The following is a 23,351-nucleotide window of genomic DNA, read 5'->3' on the forward strand; positions in this document are numbered from 1 at the left end:
TAGGGTACAGCTCGATGAATTCTTTAGCGGCAGCCATAGTGACAGATTCGATAAGTAAATCCTATTCTGTTCTAAGGATTGCTGCCGGAAAAGTTGCAGGTATGTGACGAACCCCTCAATACCTTAGTAACGGAAGCGGTTATTACGCTGATAAGTGGGCAGTTTTGGTGATTTAATCGCCCGTATCGCCCATACCACCGCAATCGCCAGAAGTAACCACGGCAGGAGCTTAATCGTCAGGGCAAATAAGCCGCCGACAAACATTACCACCGTGGCCACAACGAGCGCGGCCAGAATACCGAGCAGCGACACGCCCGTGACCATCAGCATGATAAAAAAGCCAATCACAAAAAGTAGTTCCAGCATGGTGCTCTCCCACGAGTTCCCGAATGATGCTGCGATCATTACAAGAAACGTGCCAAAAATAAGTCGTTGTTCTGAAAGCAAAACGCCCCGCAATCTCTTGCAGGGCGTGGTGTAATTGACCATCTTTTAGCGAAATTTAACGTTTATCCGCAACCAGACGCAGCGCGTGTTCCAGAACCTCAATGTCCGCACCGGCTTTATGCGCGTTCTCGCTGAGGTAACGACGCCACTGGCGCGCGCCAGGAATGCCCTGGAACAGGCCAAGCATATGGCGGGTAATATGGCCCAGGTACGTACCCTTACTCAGCTCGCGCTCAATGTACGGATACATAGCGCGCACCACGGCCACCGGATCGGTATCGGCACCTTCAATGCCGAAAATTTCCCGGTCGACCGTCGCCAGAATGCCCGGATTCTGATACGCCTCGCGTCCGACCATCACGCCATCCATATGTTCGAGATGCGCTTTAGCCTCGTCCAGCGAGGTAATGCCGCCGTTGATCGACATGGTCAGGTGCGGGAAGTCGCGCTTCAGCTGATACACGCGCGGGTAGTCCAGCGGCGGGATCTCGCGATTCTCTTTCGGGCTAAGGCCAGAGAGCCAGGCTTTACGGGCGTGGATGATAAACATCTCGCACTCGCCCTTCCCGGACACCGTGTTGATGAAATCACACAGAAATTCGTAGCTGTCCTGGTCGTCGATGCCGATACGGGTTTTGACCGTGACCGGAATAGAGACGACGTCGCGCATCGCTTTGATGCAGTCCGCCACCAGGTTTGCATTACCCATCAGGCACGCGCCGAACATACCGTTTTGCACACGGTCGGACGGGCAGCCGACGTTGAGGTTAATCTCGTCATAGCCGCGCGCTTCAGCCAGCTTCGCACACTGCGCCAGCGCAGCCGGATCGCTGCCACCGAGTTGCAGCGCAACCGGATGCTCTTCTTCGCTGTACGCCAGATAGTCTCCCTTGCCGTGAATAATTGCCCCGGTAGTGACCATTTCGGTGTAGAGCAGCGTATGGCGGGAGAGCTGACGCAGGAAATAGCGGCAGTGTCTGTCCGTCCAGTCGAGCATCGGCGCGATGGAGAAACGGTGTGCAGGGAAAGCAGTCTGGAATTCTGACGACATGGCGAACTTTTAAGCATCTGGTGGAAAAGGGGCGCTACTATAGCACAAAGAAAAGCCGGAGGCGCAGCGCCTCCGGTGTACTTTAGAACGTCATACTCAACTGCGCCCCTGCGCCCCAGGTCTCGTCTTCGCCATAAAGCCCCATCAGGTCAACATGAACGGAGCTGAACGGCGCAAAACCGAGGCCGCCGGTAAAGACGTTGCTGTCGTTACCTTTCATGTCCGCACGATAACCGGCGCGCACCGCCAGCCAGCTCAGCGGTGTGACTTCTGCACCAATGCCAGCGTACTGGGACGTATCTTCGCTTTTGAAGCCTTTGGTCTCGGTCAGGTCGCCGTCTGCGGTCAGGGTCACCAGATCGTTATGCCAGGCCGCTCCGGCGGTCACCAGCGGACGGATCTGGTAGGTGTCTTTATAACTCACCACCTCTCCCGTGCGCCCGTTGCGGATGCGGATATCTTTGGTATCGATATCGCGGGACATCAGGTTTTGCCCACTCACGCCAACCGTCCAGTTTTCACCGAAATCAGCGGCAATACCGGCATCGACGTTGAAGCCGGTGTCGTCGGTACGGTAGCGGCTGTCGTTCCACTTATTACTGTCGTAATCGTAGATTGAGGTGGTGTAGTTATAGAGCCAGGTTTTTTGCAGCTTTGGCGTAACGCCAACGGAAACCGGAACGCCGCCAAGATCGAACTGGCGGGCCACCGCAATACCGTAGTCGGACACAATCGCCGCCCGGCCAGAGGCCGTCGAGTTGAGGTTTTTGGTGATTTGATCGGTACCGTTTAGCGCAGCGTCCAGCGCCACACCGGCCGCCACCGCGTCGCTTCGCTGGATGCCACGCAGATAATCAATGTCCTGCTGGTCGATAGAAGTGCTCACGCGCCCATGGGCATAGCCTTTCGCCATAAAGGCCACGGAAAGCACGTCGTTAGGAATGCTGACGGCAATCCCCGCCCCTGCGGTGGCGCGCGCGGTTTTGCCTTTCAGATAGTCCAGCTCATCCGCGAGATCTTTCGCTGCGCCCTGGAACTGGTTGATTGAGCCTAACGGGTTGGTGATGATTTCAATCGGCGTCAGGCTATCCACCACGTCCTGATAGCGATTGATTTTGTCATTGATGGTATCAATCTCGTCCTGAAGATTGTCCTCATCGGTCACCTGCACGCCGACGGACGGCAAAATAACCGTCACGTCATCCTCAGGTTTTGACTTTGCCAGCAGCGCCGGGTTGATTAAGGCGCCGCTGCCATAACTTCCGGCCGCTACGCCCGTGCCACCCATTGCGTCGCTACGCGCTTCCGTCCAGGTATTGGCTGCTCCCGCCTGATTTGCCATAAAAAAGGAGACAGCGATGCTAACCATCGAAAATTTAAAATGTTTTTTCACAGTGTGCTCGTAAATAGTTTGTTATTAGTTAACCCTGTCTGTTATCACCCAAACAGGAACGAACTATTGCTGTGAATAAGTACAAAAAGACCCGCTATTTCCCTAAGTTAAATTCCATCCCGGCCTGTTCTAATGTGTGACGACCATCAATATTTATAGAAGAGGAAATTATTTTCGCCCAGGTTTTCCATCGTGCGGCCCAAAAAACTGAGGCGGATGGTCTACCCAGCGGTCTTCGCGCGTTGCGGCATAAACCGGATTAAGCGGATAGTAGATGCGGTTGTGCTTTTTATTGGCCTCGCCCACCACCAGTAAGCGCACCTCTTCCTCGGTATTGTTGATAAAGGTATGGCACACACCCGTGCCGGCAGGAAACCCGACGCTGTCGCCAGGTTCGAGTTTCCACAGATAGCCATTGATCCAGGCCTCAGGATAACCCTCCAGAACGTATACAAACTCTTCTTCATCACTTTCCGCATGCGGATAAGACGTGCGGCGTCCGGGCGGCAGCCGTTCATGGTGAATACCAATGCGGCCGAGACCCAGCTTGCGGGCCAGCGGCGCGCCAATTGAGAAACGTTCGTTGCTGTCAGGATAAGTGGCGTCATCGGCACCTTCCACGTCCCGCCAGTGCCGAATACAGTCAGGTCTTTTCATTGCGCGATCTCCCGATTTGCGATGCGTCAGGTATAGCACAGCCTGGCGGATCTCGGTGTTTTTACCAGAACATGATAAAGTGAGGGTTTGAACCCTTATCACATCCGAGGTGCCCGATGGACAAGTCCACAAAAGAGCTGTTAGCGCAAGCTGAAAAGCTGTGCGCGCAACGCAATGTGCGCCTGACCCCACAGCGCCTTGAGGTCCTGCGTCTGATGAGCCTGCAACAGGGTGCCATCAGCGCCTACGATCTGCTCGACCTGTTACGTGAAAGCGAGCCGCAGGCAAAACCGCCAACCGTCTATCGGGCGCTGGATTTTCTGCTGGAACAAGGGTTTGTGCATAAGGTGGAGTCAACAAACAGCTATGTGCTGTGCCATCTTTTTGACCAGCCGACCCACACGTCCGCCATGTTTATCTGCGATCGCTGTGGCGTGGTGAAGGAGGAGTGTGCGGAAGGGGTGGAAGATATTATGCATACGCTGGCGGCCAGAATGGGCTTTGCCCTGCGCCATAACGTAATCGAAGCACACGGTTTATGTTCTGCCTGCGTAGAGGTGGAGTCATGCCGCCATCAGGATGCCTGTCAGCACGATCACTCGATTCTGGTGAAGAAAAAGCCGCGTTAAGGCCAAAGAAAAGGCGGCTCATGGCCGCCCTTGGGGATAGTGTCGGTTACCAGCGGTAGTCGTTACGGGTTTCCCAGTCTTTGACTTCGTTTTCCGCCTGATCTTTTTCGTAACCGTAGCGCTCCTGGATTTTACCTACCAGCTGATCGCGCTTACCTTCAATGACGGTCATATCGTCATCTGTCAGCTTACCCCACTGTTCTTTCGCTTTACCTTTGAATTGCTTCCAGTTGCCGCCGATTTCGTCTTTATTCATAATCGTGTCCTCGTGTTAAGCGTCTATGAGTATCGTCCGCTTCGTTCTTTTCTGCTGGACTTGATTATTATTGTAGTTAAGGATTCGGAAGTTATTTTTATATTCGGAATCTTTAACCGCTACGACATATCAGGTCGGGCAGGAAACCAGGTATTGTTTCGCCAGTGACGATGCCAGATAACGGCCAGCGAAAGGCCACGCAATGAGAGAAAAACCGCCAGCGCCAGCCACAGGCCATGATTGCCAAGATACGGCACGGTTAGCAGCGTAAGGCCGAAGCCCGCCGCCGCGACGGCCATGCTGTTGCGCATCTCCGCCCCTCGCGTGGCACCAATAAACATGCCGTCCAGCAGATAGCACCACACGCCCACCACCGGTAATACCACCTGCCAGAGGATGTAGCGATCGGCAAGCGCCTGAAGCGCGGGCAGCGAGGTAAGTAGCGCGACAATATGCCCACCAAAACAGGCGTAAACCAGGGCAAAGATCAGCGCCACCAGACCCGCCTGACGGCAGGCGGCCCGCCACACTTCGCGTAGCTGGCCGCTTTCACGCGCGCCGTACGCCTGCCCGGAATGCGCCTCCACGGCGTAAGCAAAACCATCCAGCGCGTAAGCGGTAAAGGTCAGTAAGGTCATGAGCACTGCGTTGACCGCGACGATTTCTGGCCCAAGCCGCGCACCAAAAACGGTTAACGCACCAAAGCAGAGTTGCAGCAGGAGCGAGCGCAGCATGATGTCGCGATTAAGCGCCAGCAGCTTACGCATATTGCCGCGCCAGGCCGTTTTCAGAAGATCGAGGGTGATGCCGCGCATCGTCAGCACGCGCCAGACCATCCACAAACCGATCAGCAGCGTACCGTACTCAGCAATCGCCGTGGCCAGCGCCGCGCCGCGAACGTTCATGTGCAGTCCCATTACCAGCCAGAGATCGAGCACAATGTTAAGCAGGTTGCCCACCACCAGCAGGATCACCGGCGCGCGGGCGTACTGCACGCCCAGTAACCAGCCCAGGAGGACCAGGTTTGCCAGGGAAGCGGGCGCGCTGAGCCAGCGAATTTCGAGGAAGCGCCGGGCCTGCTCCAGCACGGCATCACTGCCGCCCACAATATGGAGCGCCAGATCAATGAGCGGCGTACGCAACAGGACGATTAACGCGCCGGCACCGAACGCCAGCATGAGCGGCTGAACCAGCGCACGCGCCAGACGCAGGGGATCTTTTGCACCATACGCCTGGGCCGTCAGGCCTGTTGTACTCATGCGCAAAAAGAGCAGCAGCATAAAGAGGAAGCTGGTCGCCGTTGCGCCGATCGCGACGCCGCCCAGATAAATCGGCGAATCCAGATGCCCGATTACCGCCGTATCCACCAGCCCCAGCAGGGGAACGGTAATATTGGAAAAAATCATCGGTAGCGCAAGACGCCACAACGCCTTATCGGCAGAAGTTAGCAATGCCATGGAAATTACCGGAATCAGAAAATAGGCCAGGCTGTAGAGGAGCTACAGCCTGTCAGGAAGAGATTACAGCCATTCACCGTTGCGGATAACGCCTACCGCCAGGCCTTCAATGGAGAAGCTCTGCTCGCGGAGATCCACCACAATTGGGGAGAATTCGTTGTTTTCTGGCAGAAGCTGAACGGTATTACCTTGTTTTTTCAGGCGCTTAACCGTCACTTCATCATCAATGCGCGCTACCACGACTTGCCCGTTACGCACGTCCTGCGTTTTGTGTACCGCAAGCAGATCGCCATCCAGAATACCGATATCTTTCATGGACATTCCGCTAACGCGCAGCAGGAAATCGGCGCTCGGCTTGAACATGCCTGGGTCAACCTGATAGTGCCCTTCAATATGCTGCTGTGCCAGCAGGGGTTCACCTGCGGCGACGCGGCCCACCAGCGGAATACCGGTCTCTTCTTCCACCAGCAGACGAATACCGCGTGAGGCACCGGAAACAATCTCAATCACGCCCTTACGCGCCAGTGCTTTAAGGTGCTCTTCGGCAGCATTAGGAGAACGGAAGCCCAGACGCTGTGCAATTTCTGCACGCGTGGGTGGCATACCCGTCTGGCCGATATGATCCCGAATGAGATCAAACACCTCTTGCTGCCTGGTCGTTAACGCTTTCATACCGCCCCCTGGGTGTATATACAGTTATGCTGTGAGTATATACAGTCAAAGGCGATTTTGGAACCAAAAACTGCACAAAAAACCAGGGACTTAATTATTCCTCGAGGCTCATCGGAAATGTGACCAAAGCAGCGTGACCCAGGTGATCGCCGCGGTGATAATCGACAGCAGTACGGCAGCGGAACCCATGTCTTTCGCCCGGCCAGACAGTTCATGGAATTCCGACCCTATCCGGTCAACAACGGCCTCAATAGCGCTATTAAGAATTTCCACTATCATCACCAGAAGGACAGAACCGATGAGAAGCACGCGGGTGATAGCATCAACATCAAGGAAGCAGGCGATGATAACTGCAACGATCGCGGCAACCGCTTCCTGGCGGAAGGCGGCTTCATTAACCCATGCGGCGCGAAAGCCTTTCCATGAATAACCGGCAGCTTTAATGATTCGGGTTAACCCAGTGGTATTATTGGCCATCTAAAGAACCTTTTATGAGAAATAGCGTCAGTAACTAAAGCTTCAGCGCGTTTTGCTGCAACCTGAAGTATGACGGGTAACAACAGAAATTTTGCGCGCTTTCTGTTATCCTTGCGCCGCAATTGCATTATTAACCAGAGGCTTTACATCGTTTATGTCCGGCTGGCCACGAATTTACTACAAATTACTTAATTTACCATTAAGCGTACTGGTAAAAAGTAAGTCTATCCCAGCAGAACCCGCGCTGGAATTAGGGCTCGATACGTCACGCCCTATTATGTACGTTTTGCCTTATAACTCGAAGGCAGACCTGCTTACGCTTCGCGCTCAGTGTCTGGCGCACGATTTACCTGACCCGCTTGACCCCCTGGAAGTCGACGGTACGCTGCTGCCGCGCTACGTGTTCATCCATGGCGGGCCGCGCGTGTTCACCTATTACACGCCGAAAGAAGAGTCCATCAAGCTGTTCCATGATTACCTCGATCTGCACCGCAGCAACCCCGATCTGGACGTACAGATGGTGCCGGTGTCGGTGATGTTTGGTCGTCGTCCGGGGCGCGAAAAAGGGGAAGAGAACCCGCCGCTGCGTATGCTCAACGGCATTCAGAAGTTCTTCGCCGTCTCATGGCTGGGACGCGACAGCTTTGTCCGCTTCTCGCCTTCCGTTTCACTGCGCCGCATGGCGGATGAACACGGCACCGATAAGATCATTGCGCAAAAGCTGGCGCGCGTTGCGCGTATGCACTTTGCACGTCAGCGTCTGGCGGCCGTTGGGCCACGTCTCCCGGCGCGTCAGGATCTGTTCAACAAGCTGCTCGCTTCCAAAGCGATTGCCCGTGCCGTAGAAGACGAAGCGCGCAGCAAGAAAATTTCACACGAGAAAGCGCAGCAGAACGCGATCGCGCTGATGGAAGAGATCGCCGCGAACTTCTCCTACGAGATGATTCGTCTCTCAGACCGTATCCTCGGCTTCACGTGGAACCGCCTCTACCAGGGGATTAACGTCCACAACGCCGAGCGCGTGCGTCAGCTCGCGCACGACGGCCACGAGATTGTCTACGTGCCCTGCCACCGCAGCCACATGGACTACCTGCTGCTCTCTTACGTGCTCTATCACCAGGGGCTGGTGCCGCCACACATTGCCGCCGGTATCAACCTGAACTTCTGGCCAGCAGGCCCGATTTTCCGCCGTCTGGGGGCGTTCTTCATTCGTCGTACCTTCAAGGGCAACAAGCTCTACTCCACCGTGTTCCGTGAATACCTTGGCGAGCTGTTCAGCCGCGGCTATTCCGTTGAGTACTTCGTGGAGGGCGGGCGCTCCCGTACGGGCCGCCTGCTCGATCCGAAGACCGGCACGCTGTCGATGACCATTCAGGCGATGCTGCGCGGCGGTACGCGTCCTATCACGCTGGTGCCTATCTACATCGGCTATGAACACGTGATGGAAGTGGGTACCTATGCGAAAGAGCTGCGCGGTGCGACCAAAGAGAAAGAGAGTCTGCCGCAGATGCTGCGTGGGCTGAGCAAATTGCGCAACCTCGGTCAGGGCTACGTGAACTTTGGCGAGCCCCTGCCGCTGATGACGTATCTGAACCATCATGTTCCGGAGTGGCGCGAATCTATCGATCCTATCGAAGCGGTGCGTCCGGCCTGGCTGACGCCGACGGTCAACGGCATCGCATCCGAACTGATGGTACGCATCAATAATGCCGGTGCGGCGAATGCCATGAACCTGTGCTGTACCGCGCTTCTGGCTTCTCGCCAGCGTTCACTGACCCGCGAGCAGCTGACCGAGCAGATTGATTGCTACCTCGACATCATGCGTAACGTGCCGTACTCCGTGGATTCGACCGTGCCGTCTGCTACCGCCAGCGAGCTTATCGATCACGCGTTGCAGATGAACAAGTTCGAAGTGGAGAAAGATACCATCGGTGACATCATCATTCTGCCGCGCGAGCAGGCCGTGCTGATGACCTACTACCGTAACAACATCACGCATATGCTGATGTTGCCGTCGCTGATGGCAGCCATCATTACCCAGCACCGCCGCATTTCGCGTCAGGAGTTGCTGCGCCATATCCAGACCATCTATCCAATGCTGAAAGCGGAGCTGTTCCTGCGCTGGAGTGAAGATGAGCTGGCGGCAGAGCTCGATAAAATGACCGCAGAAATGCATCGTCAGGGGCTGATTACCATCAGTGATGATGAACTGCATATCAATCCGTCACGCTCTCGTACCTTGCAGCTACTGGCATCCGGCGCGCGTGAGACGTTGCAGCGCTACGCCATCACCTTCTGGTTGTTGAGTGCAAATCCGTCAATCAACCGCGGTACGCTGGAAAAAGAGAGCCGGACGCTGGCTCAGCGCCTTTCCGTTCTGCACGGCATTAACGCCCCGGAATTCTTCGACAAAGCGGTATTCAGCTCCCTGGTGCTGACGCTGCGCGACGAAGGGTATATTAGCGATACGGGCGATGCCGAGCCGGAAGAGACGATAAAGGTTTACCAGATGCTGGCAGAGCTGATTACCTCGGATGTGCGTCTGACGATTGAGAGTTCGACGCAGGGCGAATGATGTTAAAGCCGGGTGGCGCTAACGCTTACCCGGCCTACATGTTCTGCTAAATCGTAGGCCGGGTAAGGCGAAGCCGCCACCCGGCTTTTTTATGACCAGTAACTCATCGCCAGCCCCATAAACAGCACCAGCCCGACGTAGTTGTTATTCAGAAACGCTTTAAAGCAGGCTTCACGCTCGCGCTTCACGATCAGCTTCTGCTGATATGCAAACAGCAGCCCCGCCACCAGCACGGACCAGTAAAACTCCCAGTTCAGCCCGTTCAGGCGACCAATCGCCACCATCAGCGCCAGCACCGCCACCTGCAATATGCCGATGATCAGTTTGTCGTGACGGCCAAACAGGATCGCCGTCGATTTAACGCCGATCTTGAGATCGTCATCGCGATCGACCATCGCGTACTGGGTGTCGTACGCAACGGCCCACAGAATATTTGCCAGGAACATCAGCCAGCAGCTGAGCGGAACAGACTCGCTGACCGCAGCAAATGCCATGGGGATCGACCAGCCAAATGCCGCACCCAATACCACCTGCGGCAGATGGGTGTATCGCTTCATAAACGGGTAGACCCAGGCCAACGCCAGAGCCGCAACGGACAGCAGAATAGTCATGGTGTTAAGCGTTAACACCAGCATGAAAGAGAGAAGCACCAGCACGACAAACAGGATGCGCGCCTCTTTCCCGGTCACCTGACCGCTCGGCAGAGGACGGTTCGCGGTGCGCTTAACATGCCCATCAAATTTTCGGTCAGCATAGTCGTTTACCACGCAGCCCGCAGCGCGCATCAGCCAGACGCCCGCCACAAACACCGCCAGGATCCACAGCGGCGGGATGCCCGGCGTGGCAACCCACAGCGCCCATAAGGTCGGCCACAGCAGCAGCAGCGCGCCAATCGGTTTATCGGTACGCATTAAGCGGTGATAGGCCAGCAGCTTATTCTGCGTCAGACTCCACTCCATTTTCTCTCCCTCTTAGTACAACGGCGATGCAGGCAAAAAGAGTTCCGTCAGTATTAACGGCTTGCCACTCAAACGAAGGCGGGAACGGCGCCCCCATAAATCGGCATCGCAACCAATTTCAATAAAATCACGGGTCAGTTCAGACGAGGTGAACAGATAACGCCCAAGCGGCGTTTTGCCGAGGCGTTGCAGTGCCAGCTCCGGCCCGGAAAGTGTAGACTCGGGAACCACCGTTCGCCCGGCAAGCCACGGCTCGCCATCCGCACACAGTAAAATTTCACGCAGCCAGTAGCGTTCTTCTTGCGGCAGGAGCGGCAACTCGCTGGCAATCTCCTCAGGCGAGACAAATCCTTCCTGGATCATCGTCACCGTGACCGTTTTACCCTGTTGCTCAAAACGTTTTGTCATGGAATCTTCCAGCAGCAGCCAGTCAAGCTGCTCCGGGTCAAGCGCGGGTATTTGGTCGAAATAGCGTAGCGCACGCAGCTGCGTTAGCGCGGGGTGTGACATGCCAGACTCTCCGATACATAACGTAAAGGCATTGTATCGCAGATTGGCGAAATGAGGACGAGCAAACCAAATTTAGCGATCACTATCGCAACAATGATGCAACTAAGCCAAAAAAAGTGCGCCCGTTAAGGCGCACTAAACTACTGACAAAATCAGCACTGTGGGGAGACGGTTACCCCTTGCCTTTTACACTGCTGATAAAGGTGGAACGGGCAGTGGTTGAACCTAAACGCTCGGCTTCATCAAGCAGCTTCAGCGCTTTGTCGACATCGCCGTTTTTGACCGCCTGCTTGATGGCGTTGTTAAAGTACGTTTCAGTATCGTTAAGCACCGGCTCGGCTTTTTTCGTCGGAGCCGGGGCTACGGCAGGCGCTGCGGCTGGTGCGGCATAAACAGGCGCGGCAGTATTGCCCACCGTTACCGGGCCCGGGCCAGATGAGCCAAACAGCGGCCCTACGAGTACGCTGGAGGCGCTGTTGGTAGAGACTTTCAGCTTAATCAGGCCATCGGTGGTATGACGGGCATGCGGGTCCGGAATATCCGGGACGGCGTTACCGGTACCTTTCGCATAGGCTTTTGCCGGATCGACCAGCTTCGTGGTTTGCTGCAAATCTTTTTCGGTTGTAAACACCAGAACGTAAATCTTCTGCTGGCCCAGGGCTGGCGTCAGGCGCATAACGCCTTCCAGCCGATCAGCGCTCATTACGCCCGGCTCCTGATAGCTAAAGTAGGTGCTCGGGAAGAAGGCCGATGGCGTCATGTTCTGATCGAGGATCAGCACATTAGGCGCAAAGACGCTGGTCTGTTTATTCACTTCGCTGGTCAACGTCAGGGTCAGCTCGCCGATGTTAGCGGGCACGCTGAACGCCGCAACCGGGCCGCTGATGCCGGGAACGTTCAGCGACTGGCCGCCCGCAGCAAGCTGAGTGGTTTGCGTTTTAGATTGATCGACTGGTGTCCACACCAGCTGCTGAAGCGCCGCCGCCGGAATCGCTGGCGCAGCGCTGGTATTTTGAGGAACAAAATTCACATCTGCAAAGGTGACCGCAGGCGCACAGGCCAGCAGCCCCGCAGAGAGGCACAGCGCGACGAGACTTTTCTTCATTTTCATTGTTATTACCTCTGATAGCGTGAGCGCTGCGGTGGCCAGGCAATAGCGCGCAGCACCCTAAGGAGAGAGGGGCTTACGCCCCTCTTTTCAGGTTATTACGTCAGGCTTGACGAATTACCACCAGATTTCCATCTGGGCGCCGAAGGTCCACTCATCGTTGTCGCCACGGCTGAAGGTTTTCGCGGACGTGTCGCTATACGCTACGCCAGAGGTGTAACCTGCACCTGAGTCGTTGTTCGCGTAGCCCCATTTCTCATCCCACTTCGCGTAGGTTGCGAAGACGCGGATAGCCGGACGGGACCAAATGCTGTCGCCTGCCTGCCACTGCTGCGCCAGGGTGATTTTGTACTGGCTGTTTTTGTCGTCAGTTTTCTGAGACTTAACGTTGTCGTAGCCCACTTCCAGCAGGGTGCTCATGATCGGCGTCCATTTGAACATTGGACGAACGCCCACGGTCCACCACTCGGTACCGTTGTTGTTATCACGATCGATGTTCTGGTACATACCGACATACATCAGGTCCCAACGGTCTGCCAGGGTGATTGCACCGTGGTCCAGCACGCGCCACATAGAGCCGTCGTTATCGATGCTGCCGCCCTGCGGAATACCTTTACCGTTAGAGGTCATGGAGTCCGTACCGTATTGCAGCACGAACTTGTTGAAGCCTTTCATCATGCTCTGGGTGTGTTCAGCGGTGAACAGCCAGCCATCTTTAGAGGCGCCAGGTTGCAGATAGTAGTCGTCAGGAATGTTGGTGTGACCGTAGTCAACGCCCAGCTCCAGCGTACCGCCCGGGTTGGTCTCCAGACCGGCTAAGCGAACGTCGAAGACGTCGTTTGGTACCACGTTGTCATAAATACGGTCACCGTTCGCGTCACGATCGGCGAAGGTTGCAGAACCGCCGGACTCAGAAGAACGGGTGGCGGCCAGAGAGAGCTTACCAAAGCCCAGATCGATGTTTTCAATACCGGCACCAGGACCAGAGATATCCCAGTAGTAGAAGTCGATCATGTGTACGTCATGACGCTGATAGAAGCGCTTACCGGCCCAGATGGTAGAGCCTGGCAGCCATTCAATCAGGTTTTTACCCTGCACGTTAGCTTCACGGAAGGCCGGGCTGGTGGATTCCCAGTCGTTCTGCTGAGAAACGGAGTACGCTACGTTGGTGTCGAAATAGAAGCTCTTGTCGCCTTCTTTCCACACTTCCTGGCCCAGCTTCAGCTCGGCGTAGGTTTCACATTCGTTACCGAGACGGTATTTACTTTGTGCACCTGTTGCCTGGAAACATTGTTGTTCACCGCCACTTCCGGTCCAGCCGATGCCGGAACGAGCATAACCTTTAAAGTCTACGGCGCCCGCCTGGGCAGACAGGATGCCTGCCGCAATGGCGACAGCCAGAGGGACTTTGCGCAGAGTAATCATTATTCTATCTCCTGAGATCATTGCTTTTCTTTGTAATTGGAATGCTTAAACGCCTGGCTCTTTGTGCAGCCGACGACATGCTGTGCCATCCTCACGGAACAGATGGCAACGCTCTGGCGGCAAACCGATAGCGAATGTGGCACCCTCTTCTACCAACACCACGTCATTCTGGCGGTAGACCAGATTCTGACGGATGGCGGGGATCTGGATATGAATCTGTGTTTCGTGACCAAGCTGTTCGACGACCTGAACTTCACCTTCCAGCGTCACATCCGCAATGTGGCTTGGCAGTAGATGCTCAGGACGGATACCGAGGGACATATTGGCCCCCACCTGTACGTTGGCGCTGTCGACCGGCAGCCAGACCTGCTGACGGTTTGGCAGCTCCACCTGTACCTGTTCAATCGCCGTCGCGGTCACTTTGACGGGCAGGAAGTTCATCTTTGGCGAGCCAATGAAGCCCGCTACAAAGCGGTCTGCCGGGTAGTGATACAGCTCCAGCGGTTTACCCACCTGCGCCACGCGACCGGCGTCCAGCACCACGATTTTGTCGGCCAGCGTCATCGCTTCGACCTGATCGTGGGTGACGTAAATCATCGTGCGGCCAAGGCGCTTGTGCAGACGGGAGATTTCGATACGCATCTGGACGCGCAGGGCAGCATCCAGGTTAGAGAGAGGTTCATCGAGCAGGAAGACGCGCGGCTCGGCCACCAGCGTACGGCCAATCGCCACGCGCTGACGCTGACCGCCGGAAAGCGCTTTCGGCTTACGCTCCAGCAGATGGGCCAGCTGGAGCACTTCCGCCACCTGAGTGACGCGCTGGTTAATAATCTCTTTTTTCGCGCCGGCCAGCTTCAGGCCAAAGGACATGTTCTCGGCAACGGAAAGATGCGGATAAAGCGCATAAGACTGGAACACCATGCCTACGCCACGTTCGGCAGGCGGGATGTCGTTCATTCGGGTATCACCAATAAACAGATCGCCACTGGTGATGGTTTCAAGACCGGCAATCATACGCAGCAGAGTCGATTTACCACAGCCTGATGGACCCACGAACACCACAAACTCACCTTCGTGGATGTCCAGATTGATGTCTTTTGACACCACTACGTCGCCCCAGGCTTTCGTTACATTACGCAGCTGTACGCTCGCCATGCCCTTCTCCCTTCGTTACAACCTGTCACCGACAGAAACATTCAAGATAAGTTCACTATGCGTGTTCCATTACTTTCGTGAATCCTCCACCCCCCGGCTTTTTTGTGGGGGAGGAGGCGGGAGGATGAGAGAGCAGGCTCTGCGACCGCAGCGGAGGGGCTGAGGCGAAAATCGTGAAGCGGCCTGCAAAATTCAGTGGGTTTTTATGTGCGCCAGCACTCATAACTTAAATTTATGTTACAGGGATCACACAAACGGGGGGTGGGGCGTAGGGACTGGGAGGATGGAAAGAGGATGTCAAATAAGGAGACTGAGTCACGTTGAACCACCTTATGTATCCACGAGCACATCACCAATAAAGGATGGCAGATATGAAGATCAAGACTGGCGCACGCGTTTTCGCATTGTCCGCCCTCGCAGCAATGATGATTTCCGCACCGGCTCTCGCCAAAATTGAAGAGGGTAAGCTGGTTATCTGGATTAACGGCGACAAGGGCTATAACGGCCTGGCCGAAGTGGGCAAAAAATTCGAGAAAGACACCGGTATCAAAGTGACCGTAGAGCACCCGGACAAGCTGGAAGAGAAGTTCCCGCAGGTTGCGGCCACGGGCGACGGTCCGGACATTATCTTCTGGGCGCATGACCGTTTCGGGGGCTACGCGCAGTCTGGCCTGCTGGCTGAAGTCACGCCAGATAAAGCCTTCCAGGACAAACTGTTCCCGTTCACCTGGGACGCCGTGCGCTATAACGGCAAGCTGATCGCTTACCCAATCGCGGTTGAAGCCCTGTCACTGATTTACAACAAAGACCTGGTGCCAAACCCACCGAAAACCTGGGAAGAGATCCCTGCCCTGGATAAAGAGCTGAAGGCGAAAGGTAAATCCGCCCTGATGTTCAACCTGCAAGAGCCGTACTTCACCTGGCCGCTGATTGCTGCCGACGGCGGCTACGCGTTCAAGTTTGAAAACGGCAAATATGACGTGAAGGACGTGGGCGTAGACAACGCGGGCGCGAAAGCAGGCCTGACCTTCCTGGTTGACCTGATCAAGAACAAACACATGAACGCGGATACCGACTACTCCATCGCGGAAGCGGCGTTCAACAAAGGCGAAACCGCGATGACCATCAACGGTCCGTGGGCCTGGACCAACATCGACAAGAGCAAAATCAACTACGGCGTGACCCTGCTGCCCACCTTCAACGGCAAGCCGTCTAAACCGTTCGTTGGCGTGCTGAGCGCGGGTATCAACGCCGCCAGCCCGAACAAAGAGCTGGCGAAAGAGTTCCTGGAAAACTATCTGCTGACCGATGAAGGTCTGGGTGATGTGAACAAGGACAAACCGCTGGGCGCCGTGGCGCTGAAATCCTTCCAGGATCAGTTAGCGAAAGATCCGCGCATTGCGGCCACCATGGATAACGCCCAGAAAGGCGAGATCATGCCGAACATCCCACAGATGGCCGCGTTCTGGTACGCCACCCGTACCGCCGTCATCAATGCTGCCAGCGGTCGCCAGACTGTTGATGCCGCGCTGAAAGATGCTCAGGGTCGTATTACCAAGTAAGCAGAAGAACGGCGGGTGGCGCGTACGCTGCCCGCCCTACAACTACGGCACGATCCGTAGGTCAGGTAAGCGCAGCGCCACCTGACGAAAAGTTTCCACCGTTGTAGAGGAAGAACCCCATGGATGTCATTAAAAAGAAGCACTGGTGGCAAAGCGACGCGCTGAAGTGGTCAGCGATAGGTCTGCTGTGTCTGCTGGTGGGTTACCTTGTTGTTTTAATGTACGTGCAAGGGGAATACCTTTTTGCCATCATGACGCTGATTTTAAGCTCGGTTGGCCTGTATATTTTCGCCAACCGTAAAGCGTACGCCTGGCGCTATGTCTACCCTGGCGTGGCCGGGATGGGGCTGTTTGTCCTCTTTCCGCTGATCTGCACCATTGCCATTGCCTTTACCAACTACAGCAGCACCAACCAGCTCGCGCAAGAGCGCGCCACCCAGGTGCTTCTGGACCGTTCTTATCAGGCCGGTAAGACCTTTAACTTCGGTCTGTATCCTGAGGGAGATGAGTGGAAGTTAGCGCTCACTGACGGTGAGAGCGGCAAAAACTATCTTTCCGACGCGTTCAAATTTGGCGGCGAGCAAAAGCTGGTCTTAAAAGAGGCCGAAGCCCTGCCGGAAGGCGAACGCGCGAACCTGCGTATCATTACCCAGAATCGCCAGGCGCTGACGCAGCTCACCGCCGTGCTGCCCGATGACAGCAAAGTAACCATGAGCTCGCTGCGCCAGTTCTCCGGTACGCAGCCGCTTTACACCCTGGCGGATGACGGCACGCTGACCAACAACCAGAGCGGCGTGAAGTATCGTCCGAACAACGATATCGGTTTTTATCAGTCTGTGAATGCCGACGGCAACTGGGGAGACGACAAGCTCAGCCCGGGCTATACCGTCACCATCGGCTGGGATAACTTTACCCGCGTGTTTACTGACGAAGGCATCCAGAAGCCGTTCTTCGCCATCTTCGTCTGGACGGTAGTCTTCTCCATCCTGACCGTGATCCTGACCGTTGCCGTGGGTATGGTGCTGGCCTGCCTCGTACAGTGGGAATCCCTGAAAGGGAAAGCGATTTACCGCGTGCTGCTGATTCTGCCGTACGCCGTACCGTCGTTTATCTCGATTCTGATTTTCAAAGGGCTGTTTAACCAGAGCTTCGGTGAAATCAACATGATGCTGAGCGCGCTGTTCGGCATCAAACCGGCCTGGTTCAGCGACCCGACCACCGCCCGTTCGATGATTATCATCGTCAACACCTGGCTGGGTTATCCGTACATGATGATCCTGTGCATGGGGCTGCTGAAGGCGATTCCGGACGACCTGTACGAAGCCTCGGCAATGGACGGCGCGGGCCCGTTCCAGAACTTCTTTAAAATTACGCTGCCGCTGCTCATTAAGCCGCTGACGCCGCTGATGATCGCCAGCTTCGCCTTTAACTTTAACAACTTCGTGCTGATTCAGCTGTTGACCAACGGTGGCCCGGACCGTCTCGGCACCACCACGCCGGCGGGCTATACCGACCTGCTCGTGAGCTACACCTACCGTATCGCCTTTGAAGGCGGCGGCGGCCAGGATTTCGGTCTGGCAGCGGCCATTGCCACCCTGATCTTCCTGCTGGTTGGCGCCCTGGCGATTGTGAACCTGAAAGCCACACGTATGAAATTTGACTAAGGAGGGCATCGATCATGGCTATGGTACAACCCAAATCTCAGAAGCTGCGTCTCCTCGCGACGCACTTAGGCCTGCTGATGTTCATCGCGGCCATCATGTTCCCGCTGCTGATGGTTATCGCTATCTCACTGCGCTCGGGTAACTTTGCGACCGGGAGCCTGATCCCGGATGAAATCTCCTGGGAGCACTGGAAGCTCGCGCTGGGCTTCAGCGTTGAGCACGCCGATGGCCGCGTCACGCCGCCGCCGTTCCCGGTGCTGCTGTGGCTGTGGAACTCGGTGAAAGTGGCGACCATCACCGCGATTGGCATCGTCACGCTCTCCACCACCTGCGCTTACGCTTTCGCCCGCATGCGTTTCCCGGGCAAAGCGACGCTGCTGAAAGGGATGCTGATTTTCCAGATGTTCCCGGCGGTGCTGTCGCTGGTGGCGCTGTACGCCCTGTTTGACCGTCTGGGTCAGTATGTGCCGTTTATCGGTCTGAACACCCACGGCGGCGTGATCTTCGCCTATCTTGGCGGTATCGCCCTGCATGTGTGGACCATTAAAGGGTATTTCGAAACCATCGACGGTTCGCTGGAAGAAGCCGCCGCGCTGGATGGCGCCACCCCGTGGCAGGCGTTCCGTCTGGTGCTGCTGCCGCTGTCGGTGCCGATTCTGGCGGTGGTGTTTATCCTGTCGTTTATCGCGGCGATCACCGAAGTACCGGTCGCCTCACTGTTGCTGCGCGATGTGAACAGCTACACCCTGGCCGTTGGCATGCAGCAATACCTCAACCCGCAAAACTACCTGTGGGGCGACTTTGCCGCAGCGGCGGTACTCTCTGCCATCCCGATTACCGTAGTGTTCCTGCTGGCCCAGCGCTGGCTGGTCAACGGCCTGACGGCGGGCGGTGTGAAAGGTTAAGTTTCATCTGTAATGCCACTGCAACCCTCAACTTTAGACGTATTGTATTGAACCAACTTGTGACTGTTGTTAGGCGCTCTTCGGAGCGCCCTTTTTTTATTCGCGTTTCAGCCGCTTCGAGTTGCACAGCCAGAGGGTGATCACCAGCAGTAGGATCGCCGCCGAGTAGATCAGCACGTCGAGCGGGGATTTATGATCGACGATGATCAGCCGCACAATGGCGGTGATGCCAATGTAGATGAAATAGCGCAGCGGGAAGTGAAAGCCGGACTGGAAGTACTTCACAATCAGGGCAATAAACTCGAAGTAGAGAAAGTAGACCACCAGCCCTTCCACCAGCGCATATTTGCTGGTTTGCTCAGGGGCAAATAGCACATCAGCCAGGTGCACCGTCTCTTTACCGAGAAAGACGACCAGGATCAGGCCAAGGCTCAGCAGACCGAGGTTCAGCACGGTCTGGAGTATCGTTGAGATGAACTCAACGCGCGGGCGAGTCAGGGATGTCATACAGCACCTCATTCTCCAGGGCGAGGTTCCTGTATAACGCAAAAATGTGACGGGGATCTATATTTTTTGTTTATGTTTGGCGCATTCGCCCGGTGGCGCTGCGCTTACCGGGCCTACAAAAACCGTAGGCCGGGCAAACAAGCATCAGCGGAAGTTAATGTTCTTATCGCTGGTCATGTCATACAGCTGGAACTTACGTCCAAGCTGCTGACCACCGTCACGCGTCAGCGGCGTCCAGCCCACTGCCGCACGGCTGCGGGTCGGACCGGATGAGAACAGATCCAGCGGAATCGACACGTACACCCCTTTGGTGAAGTCCCCTTCCCCGTACTCGTCCGGCGAAACGTTGGTAATAGTGGCATAGCCGCCCACCACGACGCCGCTGTCGAAGTGTTTGGAGATATCCAGCGTGCCGCCCTTATCGCCCGCCAGATACTGTCCGACGCTTGCTTTCACCAGCACGTCCTGCGCGAACGACGGTGTCCAGTAGGCGGTCAGGTGGCCGGTTTTGACGCTGTAGTCGGTGAACTTCATCATGTCCTGCGCGCTGCGCCAGTCACGCTGTTTCACGTAGTTGGCATCAATCCCGAAGGCCCAGTTGCTGTCGACAGGACGATACAACACTTCTGCCCCCGCGCCGCCAAACATGGTTTCCAGATAGCCACCGTAAACCTGGCCGTAGAAACCGTTGCCGAAGTACTGGAAGTAGTTGGCCTGGAGGTTATTCACGTAGATATCGTTCTGCACGTATTCACGCACGCGGGTACGCACGCGCGGCAGTTTTGAATCGTTCGGCGGGTTGGTGTAGTTAAATTTGTCGTAGTTGTTGGCAAGGTTGCCGAACAGGCTACCGGTGGTCAACAGGTGGTCGGTCACCCACAGATCGGCCGTCGCCATCGCGCCCAGCTGATACATGTAGAAGTTTTCCGGCCCGCCGACGGACTGGTTCAGCACCGGATCGATATGGAAATCGAAGCGGGGCTTATCGATATACCAGCCCTGCTCGGTACTCTCCGGCACCACCGGCTCAACGCGTTTTTGCACCAGCTCGGTTTCATGTCCCAGCGGCTCGCCTTCGAGATGACGCTTAAGGCTGGCAACGTCGGTTTCGGTTGTGACCTGCGGCATGTTAAGACGGTTCTCTGTCACGCGGATCGTGCGGATCCCCTCCGGCAGATCGTTCATAACGATCCGGTTGGCGCGCTCGATCCCTTCGCGGGAATCACGGTATTTCACCTGCTCGCCGGTGACGTACAGCGTATCACCTTTGGTCTGGATCTTCGGATCCGCCAGCCCCGCGTTATATTTCAGCAGCGTCAGCTGATTCGCCACCACGGAGTGCTGAATGATCGCATCCTGCGGCTCCGGCTGGTATTTAGGCCGCGGGTTGTCATTGTAGCGCGGACGCATATCGTTAAAGTTGGTGCGCAGCGTGAAGCCAAACATCAGGGTATTGCCGCGCTCGTAGCTGAGGTTAACGTCGGCCCAGTCGGTCACGCGGTAAATGGCGCCGACGTTAAACTTGCTCTTCTGCTCAATCTTGCCGGCAAAATCTTCGCTGTAGTTATTGCCTTCATACTCCAGCTTCAGGCGCAGCGGCTGCCAGGGCGTTTGATACTCTACGCCGCCAAACAGCGAAGCCGGACCGTGGAACATCTGGTCGCCGTTGATGGAGCCCGCTTTTTTGTAGCTGTTATCGCGGTAGCAGTATTTGTCGCTGTAGGAGCAGAACGGGTTAGTTACGTTGCCGCTGGTACCAAGATAGCCCCAGCCGAGACCCAGCGAGAAATCAAACGGCCCCCAGGCTTTACTGGCAACGATGTATTCCGCATCAAACAGGCCGGTACCGCCGATATCTTTTGCACCGACGGAGACCTGCGGCATCCAGTAGCTCTCTTCCCACAGGCGCAGCTTCACGTCGAAGGCTTTGTCTTTATAGGTCTGATCGCCGGAGAAGGCGTCGACGCTGCTGTACTGTTTCGTTCGCACGTCGGTGTAGCGCAGCGTGGTCTCCAGCCAGGGGAACAGCTGCACGGACGCAGAATAGTAGCGGTACTGATCGTTATCGCGATAGTTAAGGCTGATTTCCCCCTCGCGCGCCATCCGCGCGGTCGGGGTTTGCAGTAAGCCCACGCCGCCAAAATCCGACTGCGACGGGCCAATCGGTGCCGGATACGTTTCTGCATGACAGGCGGCACTCACGCACAGTGCAAGCATGCTGTAGAGATAGGTTTTTTTCATTATTCCGGTATCCGCTGTATCAGGGAGCGAAGGATATCGGCATTAAGCCCGTCATACGCTTTCGTCCAGAAATGGTCGGCAAAACCGACAAAAATGATGCTGCCCGGCATGGGTTCGATATGGCGTTTATTCCAGTAAGCCACCGGCGCTTTCTGCGTATGCCCGTCCGGATAGACCACCCAGGCATAGCTGTTATCGGCACCGCTGAGCAGGCTTTGTTCGTCAAGATAGCTCGCGACGTCCCGGCCCGGCGTAAACGGCTTAATGCCAGGGCTGCTGATGAGCCCCATCACGGTGACGGTGGAAGGCTGAGCCGGAAGCCACAGGGTATAGTCCCCCTCCAGCGACGGATTGCCGTTTTCCGCGATGCGCACCTCATCCGGGTCGAGATTCACCTTCTGCCGGCCCGTCACCTTCAGGGCCTGAAGCTGCTGGCGCAGGCTGTTGATGGCCGCGGCATCGTCGGCGTCTTCCTGCTGTGCCAGCCCGGATAATCTGGCGAGCAGCGCCTGATGTCTTTGTTCCGCGAGAATCGTCGCCTGACGCTCGCTGATAACGCCCCCGGTCCACCAGCTTTTTGCCAGTCTCGGCTGACCCACCAGATCGAGCAGATGCCCGGCATTGGTTAAGGTTTTGGGTTTTTCGCTGTCCGGGGTGTAGACCTGTACCGTTCCCGCAGACCACGCCAGCGGCGAGGCAAGGCTGGCGAGAAGCGCAACGTGGATGAACGTTTTCATGATTTCGCCGCCTTGATCAGGGTGGTCTTCACCGGGAAGAAACCGGCACCGAGATACTGCAAGGACTGGCGGATTTGCCCCTCTTCGTCCACCCAGAAGCGGTTATGCCAGGTGGCCTGGTCGGTTGTCACCTCTTCATCCAGCACGCGAACCTGCGTTTCGTCGCTGCCCACCTTTACGCTGTCCGTACCGTCCCAGCGGAAAGTGGAGCGGGCCGTGGCATAACGCACCTGTTTGTGTTCGGTCCAGCCCATCGTGCGCGTCCAGCTTGCGCCATCGATAATCTGATTCGGCTTAATGAGCGGATCTTCAGCCAGGTTGTTCACCTCGATCAGGTTGTCGCCGCCGAGCAACGTTTTCACGATTCGGGCATGCTGCGTGACGATGGTGGCCTGATCCTGCGTCACCCATTTCTGCTGCCCGTTTTCATCGAAAGCGAGCACCACAAACAGTTGCGGACCATCGTTTAGCTGCATGTACTGGCTGGCATACGGCATGTTCTGAAGTTCGTCATCGGTCAGATGCACGCCCGGCGTGCCGAACATGCTGTCCCACAGTGAGTTGCCCAGCCCTTTAGTGGTAGCTGAGCACGCCTGCAACAGCAGGCAAATCAGGATGATTGCAGGTCGCTTCACGACTCTTCTCCGAAGGGGCGAAATAACCACACCGAAGTGTGGTTATGATTAAAACACCCGGTATTACTGGGTGCTGGTCGTCGTAGTGGTCGTGGTTCCGGTATTGGAGCCATCACCGCCACCGGTTGCCGCCAGCGCGACACCCACGGCTGAACTTACGGCGCTGGTGCTGGCTGCGGTAGAACTTCCCGCAGACGCAGACGTCGCTGCCGACCCTGCTGCTTCCCCGACCTGGACCGGAGCTGCATAGACAGACGTCGCCGCAAGTGCAGATATGGCAAAAATGCCATACAGTACTTTCTTCATAACAATTTCCCTTCAATGAATGA

Annotated in this window: 23 protein-coding genes; 5 read left to right on the forward strand and 18 right to left on the reverse strand. The window is 56.1% G+C overall.

Annotated features, from left to right (window positions below):
* Positions 1-123: 123 nt before the first annotated feature.
* The 4 genes from pspG to INF58_RS18600 form a co-directional block, all read right to left on the reverse strand.
* On the reverse strand, positions 124-366 hold the full coding sequence (gene pspG / locus INF58_RS18585; RefSeq protein ID WP_017382623.1) for an envelope stress response protein PspG: 243 nt from the start codon (positions 364-366) through the stop codon (positions 124-126).
* Between the two features lie 136 nt (positions 367-502).
* Positions 503-1,498 (reverse strand): tRNA dihydrouridine(20/20a) synthase DusA, encoded by a 996-nt coding sequence (gene dusA, locus INF58_RS18590; protein ID WP_063449859.1) that lies wholly within the window; start codon positions 1,496-1,498, stop codon positions 503-505.
* Between the two features lie 82 nt (positions 1,499-1,580).
* The gene (gene traF, locus INF58_RS18595) at positions 1,581-2,867 is read right to left on the reverse strand and encodes a conjugal transfer protein TraF (protein WP_227415128.1); all 1,287 of its coding nucleotides are present in this window, start codon (positions 2,865-2,867) and stop codon (positions 1,581-1,583) included.
* A gap of 192 nt (positions 2,868-3,059) precedes the next feature.
* Positions 3,060-3,548: a cupin domain-containing protein gene (locus INF58_RS18600; RefSeq protein WP_063449861.1), complete on the reverse strand. Its 489-nt coding sequence runs from the start codon at positions 3,546-3,548 to the stop codon at positions 3,060-3,062.
* A gap of 116 nt (positions 3,549-3,664) precedes the next feature.
* On the opposite strand from INF58_RS18600, the gene zur reads away from it, so the two are divergent.
* A complete protein-coding gene (gene zur / locus INF58_RS18605; protein ID WP_006810484.1) occupies positions 3,665-4,177 on the forward strand; it encodes a zinc uptake transcriptional repressor Zur in 513 nt (170 codons plus the stop codon).
* A 46-nt stretch (positions 4,178-4,223) separates the two neighbouring features.
* Here zur and INF58_RS18610 read toward each other — a convergent pair whose 3' ends face one another.
* The 4 genes from INF58_RS18610 to INF58_RS18625 form a co-directional block, all read right to left on the reverse strand.
* The gene (locus INF58_RS18610) at positions 4,224-4,433 is read right to left on the reverse strand and encodes a CsbD family protein (protein WP_003860314.1); all 210 of its coding nucleotides are present in this window, start codon (positions 4,431-4,433) and stop codon (positions 4,224-4,226) included.
* A 119-nt stretch (positions 4,434-4,552) separates the two neighbouring features.
* Positions 4,553-5,890 carry an MATE family efflux transporter DinF gene (gene dinF, locus INF58_RS18615; RefSeq protein WP_193032836.1) on the reverse strand — a complete coding sequence of 446 codons (1,338 nt, stop codon included), beginning with the start codon at positions 5,888-5,890 and terminating at the stop codon, positions 4,553-4,555.
* Between the two features lie 63 nt (positions 5,891-5,953).
* Positions 5,954-6,562, reverse strand: coding sequence for a transcriptional repressor LexA (lexA, locus tag INF58_RS18620; RefSeq protein WP_006810486.1), 609 nt, complete (start codon positions 6,560-6,562; stop codon positions 5,954-5,956).
* A gap of 108 nt (positions 6,563-6,670) precedes the next feature.
* Positions 6,671-7,039: a diacylglycerol kinase gene (locus INF58_RS18625; RefSeq protein ID WP_063449864.1), complete on the reverse strand. Its 369-nt coding sequence runs from the start codon at positions 7,037-7,039 to the stop codon at positions 6,671-6,673.
* A gap of 154 nt (positions 7,040-7,193) precedes the next feature.
* On the opposite strand from INF58_RS18625, the gene plsB reads away from it, so the two are divergent.
* The gene (gene plsB / locus INF58_RS18630) at positions 7,194-9,614 is read left to right on the forward strand and encodes a glycerol-3-phosphate 1-O-acyltransferase PlsB (protein WP_193528274.1); all 2,421 of its coding nucleotides are present in this window, start codon (positions 7,194-7,196) and stop codon (positions 9,612-9,614) included.
* 89 nt (positions 9,615-9,703) lie between these two features.
* Here plsB and ubiA read toward each other — a convergent pair whose 3' ends face one another.
* The 5 genes from ubiA to malK all read right to left on the reverse strand — a co-directional run bounded on the left by ubiA (position 9,704) and on the right by malK (position 14,771).
* Positions 9,704-10,573, reverse strand: a complete 870-nt coding sequence (gene ubiA / locus INF58_RS18635) for a 4-hydroxybenzoate octaprenyltransferase (protein ID WP_064910185.1) — start codon at positions 10,571-10,573, stop codon at positions 9,704-9,706.
* Positions 10,574-10,585: 12 nt separating this feature from the next.
* Positions 10,586-11,083 carry a chorismate lyase gene (ubiC, locus tag INF58_RS18640; protein ID WP_063449867.1) on the reverse strand — a complete coding sequence of 166 codons (498 nt, stop codon included), beginning with the start codon at positions 11,081-11,083 and terminating at the stop codon, positions 10,586-10,588.
* 172 nt (positions 11,084-11,255) lie between these two features.
* A complete protein-coding gene (malM, locus tag INF58_RS18645) occupies positions 11,256-12,194 on the reverse strand; it encodes a maltose operon protein MalM (RefSeq protein WP_193528275.1) in 939 nt (312 codons plus the stop codon).
* A gap of 114 nt (positions 12,195-12,308) precedes the next feature.
* Positions 12,309-13,619 (reverse strand): maltoporin, encoded by a 1,311-nt coding sequence (locus INF58_RS18650; protein WP_026080558.1) that lies wholly within the window; start codon positions 13,617-13,619, stop codon positions 12,309-12,311.
* 42 nt (positions 13,620-13,661) lie between these two features.
* Positions 13,662-14,771, reverse strand: a complete 1,110-nt coding sequence (malK, locus tag INF58_RS18655) for a maltose/maltodextrin ABC transporter ATP-binding protein MalK (protein ID WP_063449869.1) — start codon at positions 14,769-14,771, stop codon at positions 13,662-13,664.
* Positions 14,772-15,142: 371 nt separating this feature from the next.
* Between malK and malE the strand changes: the two genes are divergently transcribed.
* The 3 genes from malE (at position 15,143) to malG (ending at position 18,902) form a co-directional block, all read left to right on the forward strand.
* Complete coding sequence (gene malE / locus INF58_RS18660; protein ID WP_063865508.1) at positions 15,143-16,333, forward strand: maltose/maltodextrin ABC transporter substrate-binding protein MalE; 1,191 nt, start codon at positions 15,143-15,145, stop codon at positions 16,331-16,333.
* A 119-nt stretch (positions 16,334-16,452) separates the two neighbouring features.
* Entirely contained in the window at positions 16,453-17,997 is a 1,545-nt protein-coding gene (gene malF, locus INF58_RS18665) for a maltose ABC transporter permease MalF (RefSeq protein ID WP_193528276.1), read from the forward strand.
* Between the two features lie 14 nt (positions 17,998-18,011).
* Positions 18,012-18,902 (forward strand): maltose ABC transporter permease MalG, encoded by an 891-nt coding sequence (gene malG / locus INF58_RS18670; RefSeq protein ID WP_063865511.1) that lies wholly within the window; start codon positions 18,012-18,014, stop codon positions 18,900-18,902.
* 96 nt (positions 18,903-18,998) lie between these two features.
* On the opposite strand, the gene psiE is transcribed toward malG, so the two are convergent.
* The 5 genes from psiE to yjbE all read right to left on the reverse strand — a co-directional run bounded on the left by psiE (position 18,999) and on the right by yjbE (position 23,328).
* Positions 18,999-19,409: a phosphate-starvation-inducible protein PsiE gene (psiE, locus tag INF58_RS18675; protein ID WP_063449873.1), complete on the reverse strand. Its 411-nt coding sequence runs from the start codon at positions 19,407-19,409 to the stop codon at positions 18,999-19,001.
* A 144-nt stretch (positions 19,410-19,553) separates the two neighbouring features.
* Positions 19,554-21,650 (reverse strand): YjbH domain-containing protein, encoded by a 2,097-nt coding sequence (locus INF58_RS18680; RefSeq protein WP_063449874.1) that lies wholly within the window; start codon positions 21,648-21,650, stop codon positions 19,554-19,556.
* Positions 21,650-22,387 (reverse strand): capsule biosynthesis GfcC D2 domain-containing protein, encoded by a 738-nt coding sequence (locus tag INF58_RS18685; protein WP_193528277.1) that lies wholly within the window; start codon positions 22,385-22,387, stop codon positions 21,650-21,652. Before INF58_RS18685 ends, INF58_RS18680 begins: the two co-directional genes overlap by 1 nt.
* Positions 22,384-23,022, reverse strand: a complete 639-nt coding sequence (locus INF58_RS18690) for a YjbF family lipoprotein (protein ID WP_193528278.1) — start codon at positions 23,020-23,022, stop codon at positions 22,384-22,386. The genes INF58_RS18685 and INF58_RS18690 overlap by 4 nt, the downstream gene beginning before the upstream one ends.
* A gap of 63 nt (positions 23,023-23,085) precedes the next feature.
* Positions 23,086-23,328, reverse strand: coding sequence for an exopolysaccharide production protein YjbE (yjbE, locus tag INF58_RS18695; protein WP_003860341.1), 243 nt, complete (start codon positions 23,326-23,328; stop codon positions 23,086-23,088).
* Positions 23,329-23,351: the final 23 nt, after the last annotated feature.

The organism is Enterobacter cloacae complex sp. P24RS (assembly GCF_014982165.1).
GTDB classification, from domain to species: Bacteria; Pseudomonadota; Gammaproteobacteria; order Enterobacterales; family Enterobacteriaceae; genus Enterobacter; species Enterobacter quasihormaechei.

Coding starts and splice junctions, on each gene's coding strand:
- INF58_RS18600 (WP_063449861.1), bottom strand. CDS start 3,548: ATGAAAAGACCTGACTGTATTCGGCACTGGCGGGACGTGGAAGGTGCC.
- malF (WP_193528276.1), top strand. CDS start 16,453: ATGGATGTCATTAAAAAGAAGCACTGGTGGCAAAGCGACGCGCTGAAG.
- malM (WP_193528275.1), bottom strand. CDS start 12,194: ATGAAAATGAAGAAAAGTCTCGTCGCGCTGTGCCTCTCTGCGGGGCTG.
- pspG (WP_017382623.1), bottom strand. CDS start 366: ATGCTGGAACTACTTTTTGTGATTGGCTTTTTTATCATGCTGATGGTC.
- malG (WP_063865511.1), top strand. CDS start 18,012: ATGGCTATGGTACAACCCAAATCTCAGAAGCTGCGTCTCCTCGCGACG.
- malE (WP_063865508.1), top strand. CDS start 15,143: ATGAAGATCAAGACTGGCGCACGCGTTTTCGCATTGTCCGCCCTCGCA.
- INF58_RS18610 (WP_003860314.1), bottom strand. CDS start 4,433: ATGAATAAAGACGAAATCGGCGGCAACTGGAAGCAATTCAAAGGTAAA.
- INF58_RS18680 (WP_063449874.1), bottom strand. CDS start 21,650: ATGAAAAAAACCTATCTCTACAGCATGCTTGCACTGTGCGTGAGTGCC.
- lexA (WP_006810486.1), bottom strand. CDS start 6,562: ATGAAAGCGTTAACGACCAGGCAGCAAGAGGTGTTTGATCTCATTCGG.
- zur (WP_006810484.1), top strand. CDS start 3,665: ATGGACAAGTCCACAAAAGAGCTGTTAGCGCAAGCTGAAAAGCTGTGC.
- dinF (WP_193032836.1), bottom strand. CDS start 5,890: ATGGCATTGCTAACTTCTGCCGATAAGGCGTTGTGGCGTCTTGCGCTA.
- dusA (WP_063449859.1), bottom strand. CDS start 1,498: ATGTCGTCAGAATTCCAGACTGCTTTCCCTGCACACCGTTTCTCCATC.
- ubiC (WP_063449867.1), bottom strand. CDS start 11,083: ATGTCACACCCCGCGCTAACGCAGCTGCGTGCGCTACGCTATTTCGAC.
- INF58_RS18625 (WP_063449864.1), bottom strand. CDS start 7,039: ATGGCCAATAATACCACTGGGTTAACCCGAATCATTAAAGCTGCCGGT.
- malK (WP_063449869.1), bottom strand. CDS start 14,771: ATGGCGAGCGTACAGCTGCGTAATGTAACGAAAGCCTGGGGCGACGTA.
- yjbE (WP_003860341.1), bottom strand. CDS start 23,328: ATGAAGAAAGTACTGTATGGCATTTTTGCCATATCTGCACTTGCGGCG.
- INF58_RS18685 (WP_193528277.1), bottom strand. CDS start 22,387: ATGAAAACGTTCATCCACGTTGCGCTTCTCGCCAGCCTTGCCTCGCCG.
- plsB (WP_193528274.1), top strand. CDS start 7,194: ATGTCCGGCTGGCCACGAATTTACTACAAATTACTTAATTTACCATTA.
- ubiA (WP_064910185.1), bottom strand. CDS start 10,573: ATGGAGTGGAGTCTGACGCAGAATAAGCTGCTGGCCTATCACCGCTTA.
- traF (WP_227415128.1), bottom strand. CDS start 2,867: ATGGTTAGCATCGCTGTCTCCTTTTTTATGGCAAATCAGGCGGGAGCA.
- psiE (WP_063449873.1), bottom strand. CDS start 19,409: ATGACATCCCTGACTCGCCCGCGCGTTGAGTTCATCTCAACGATACTC.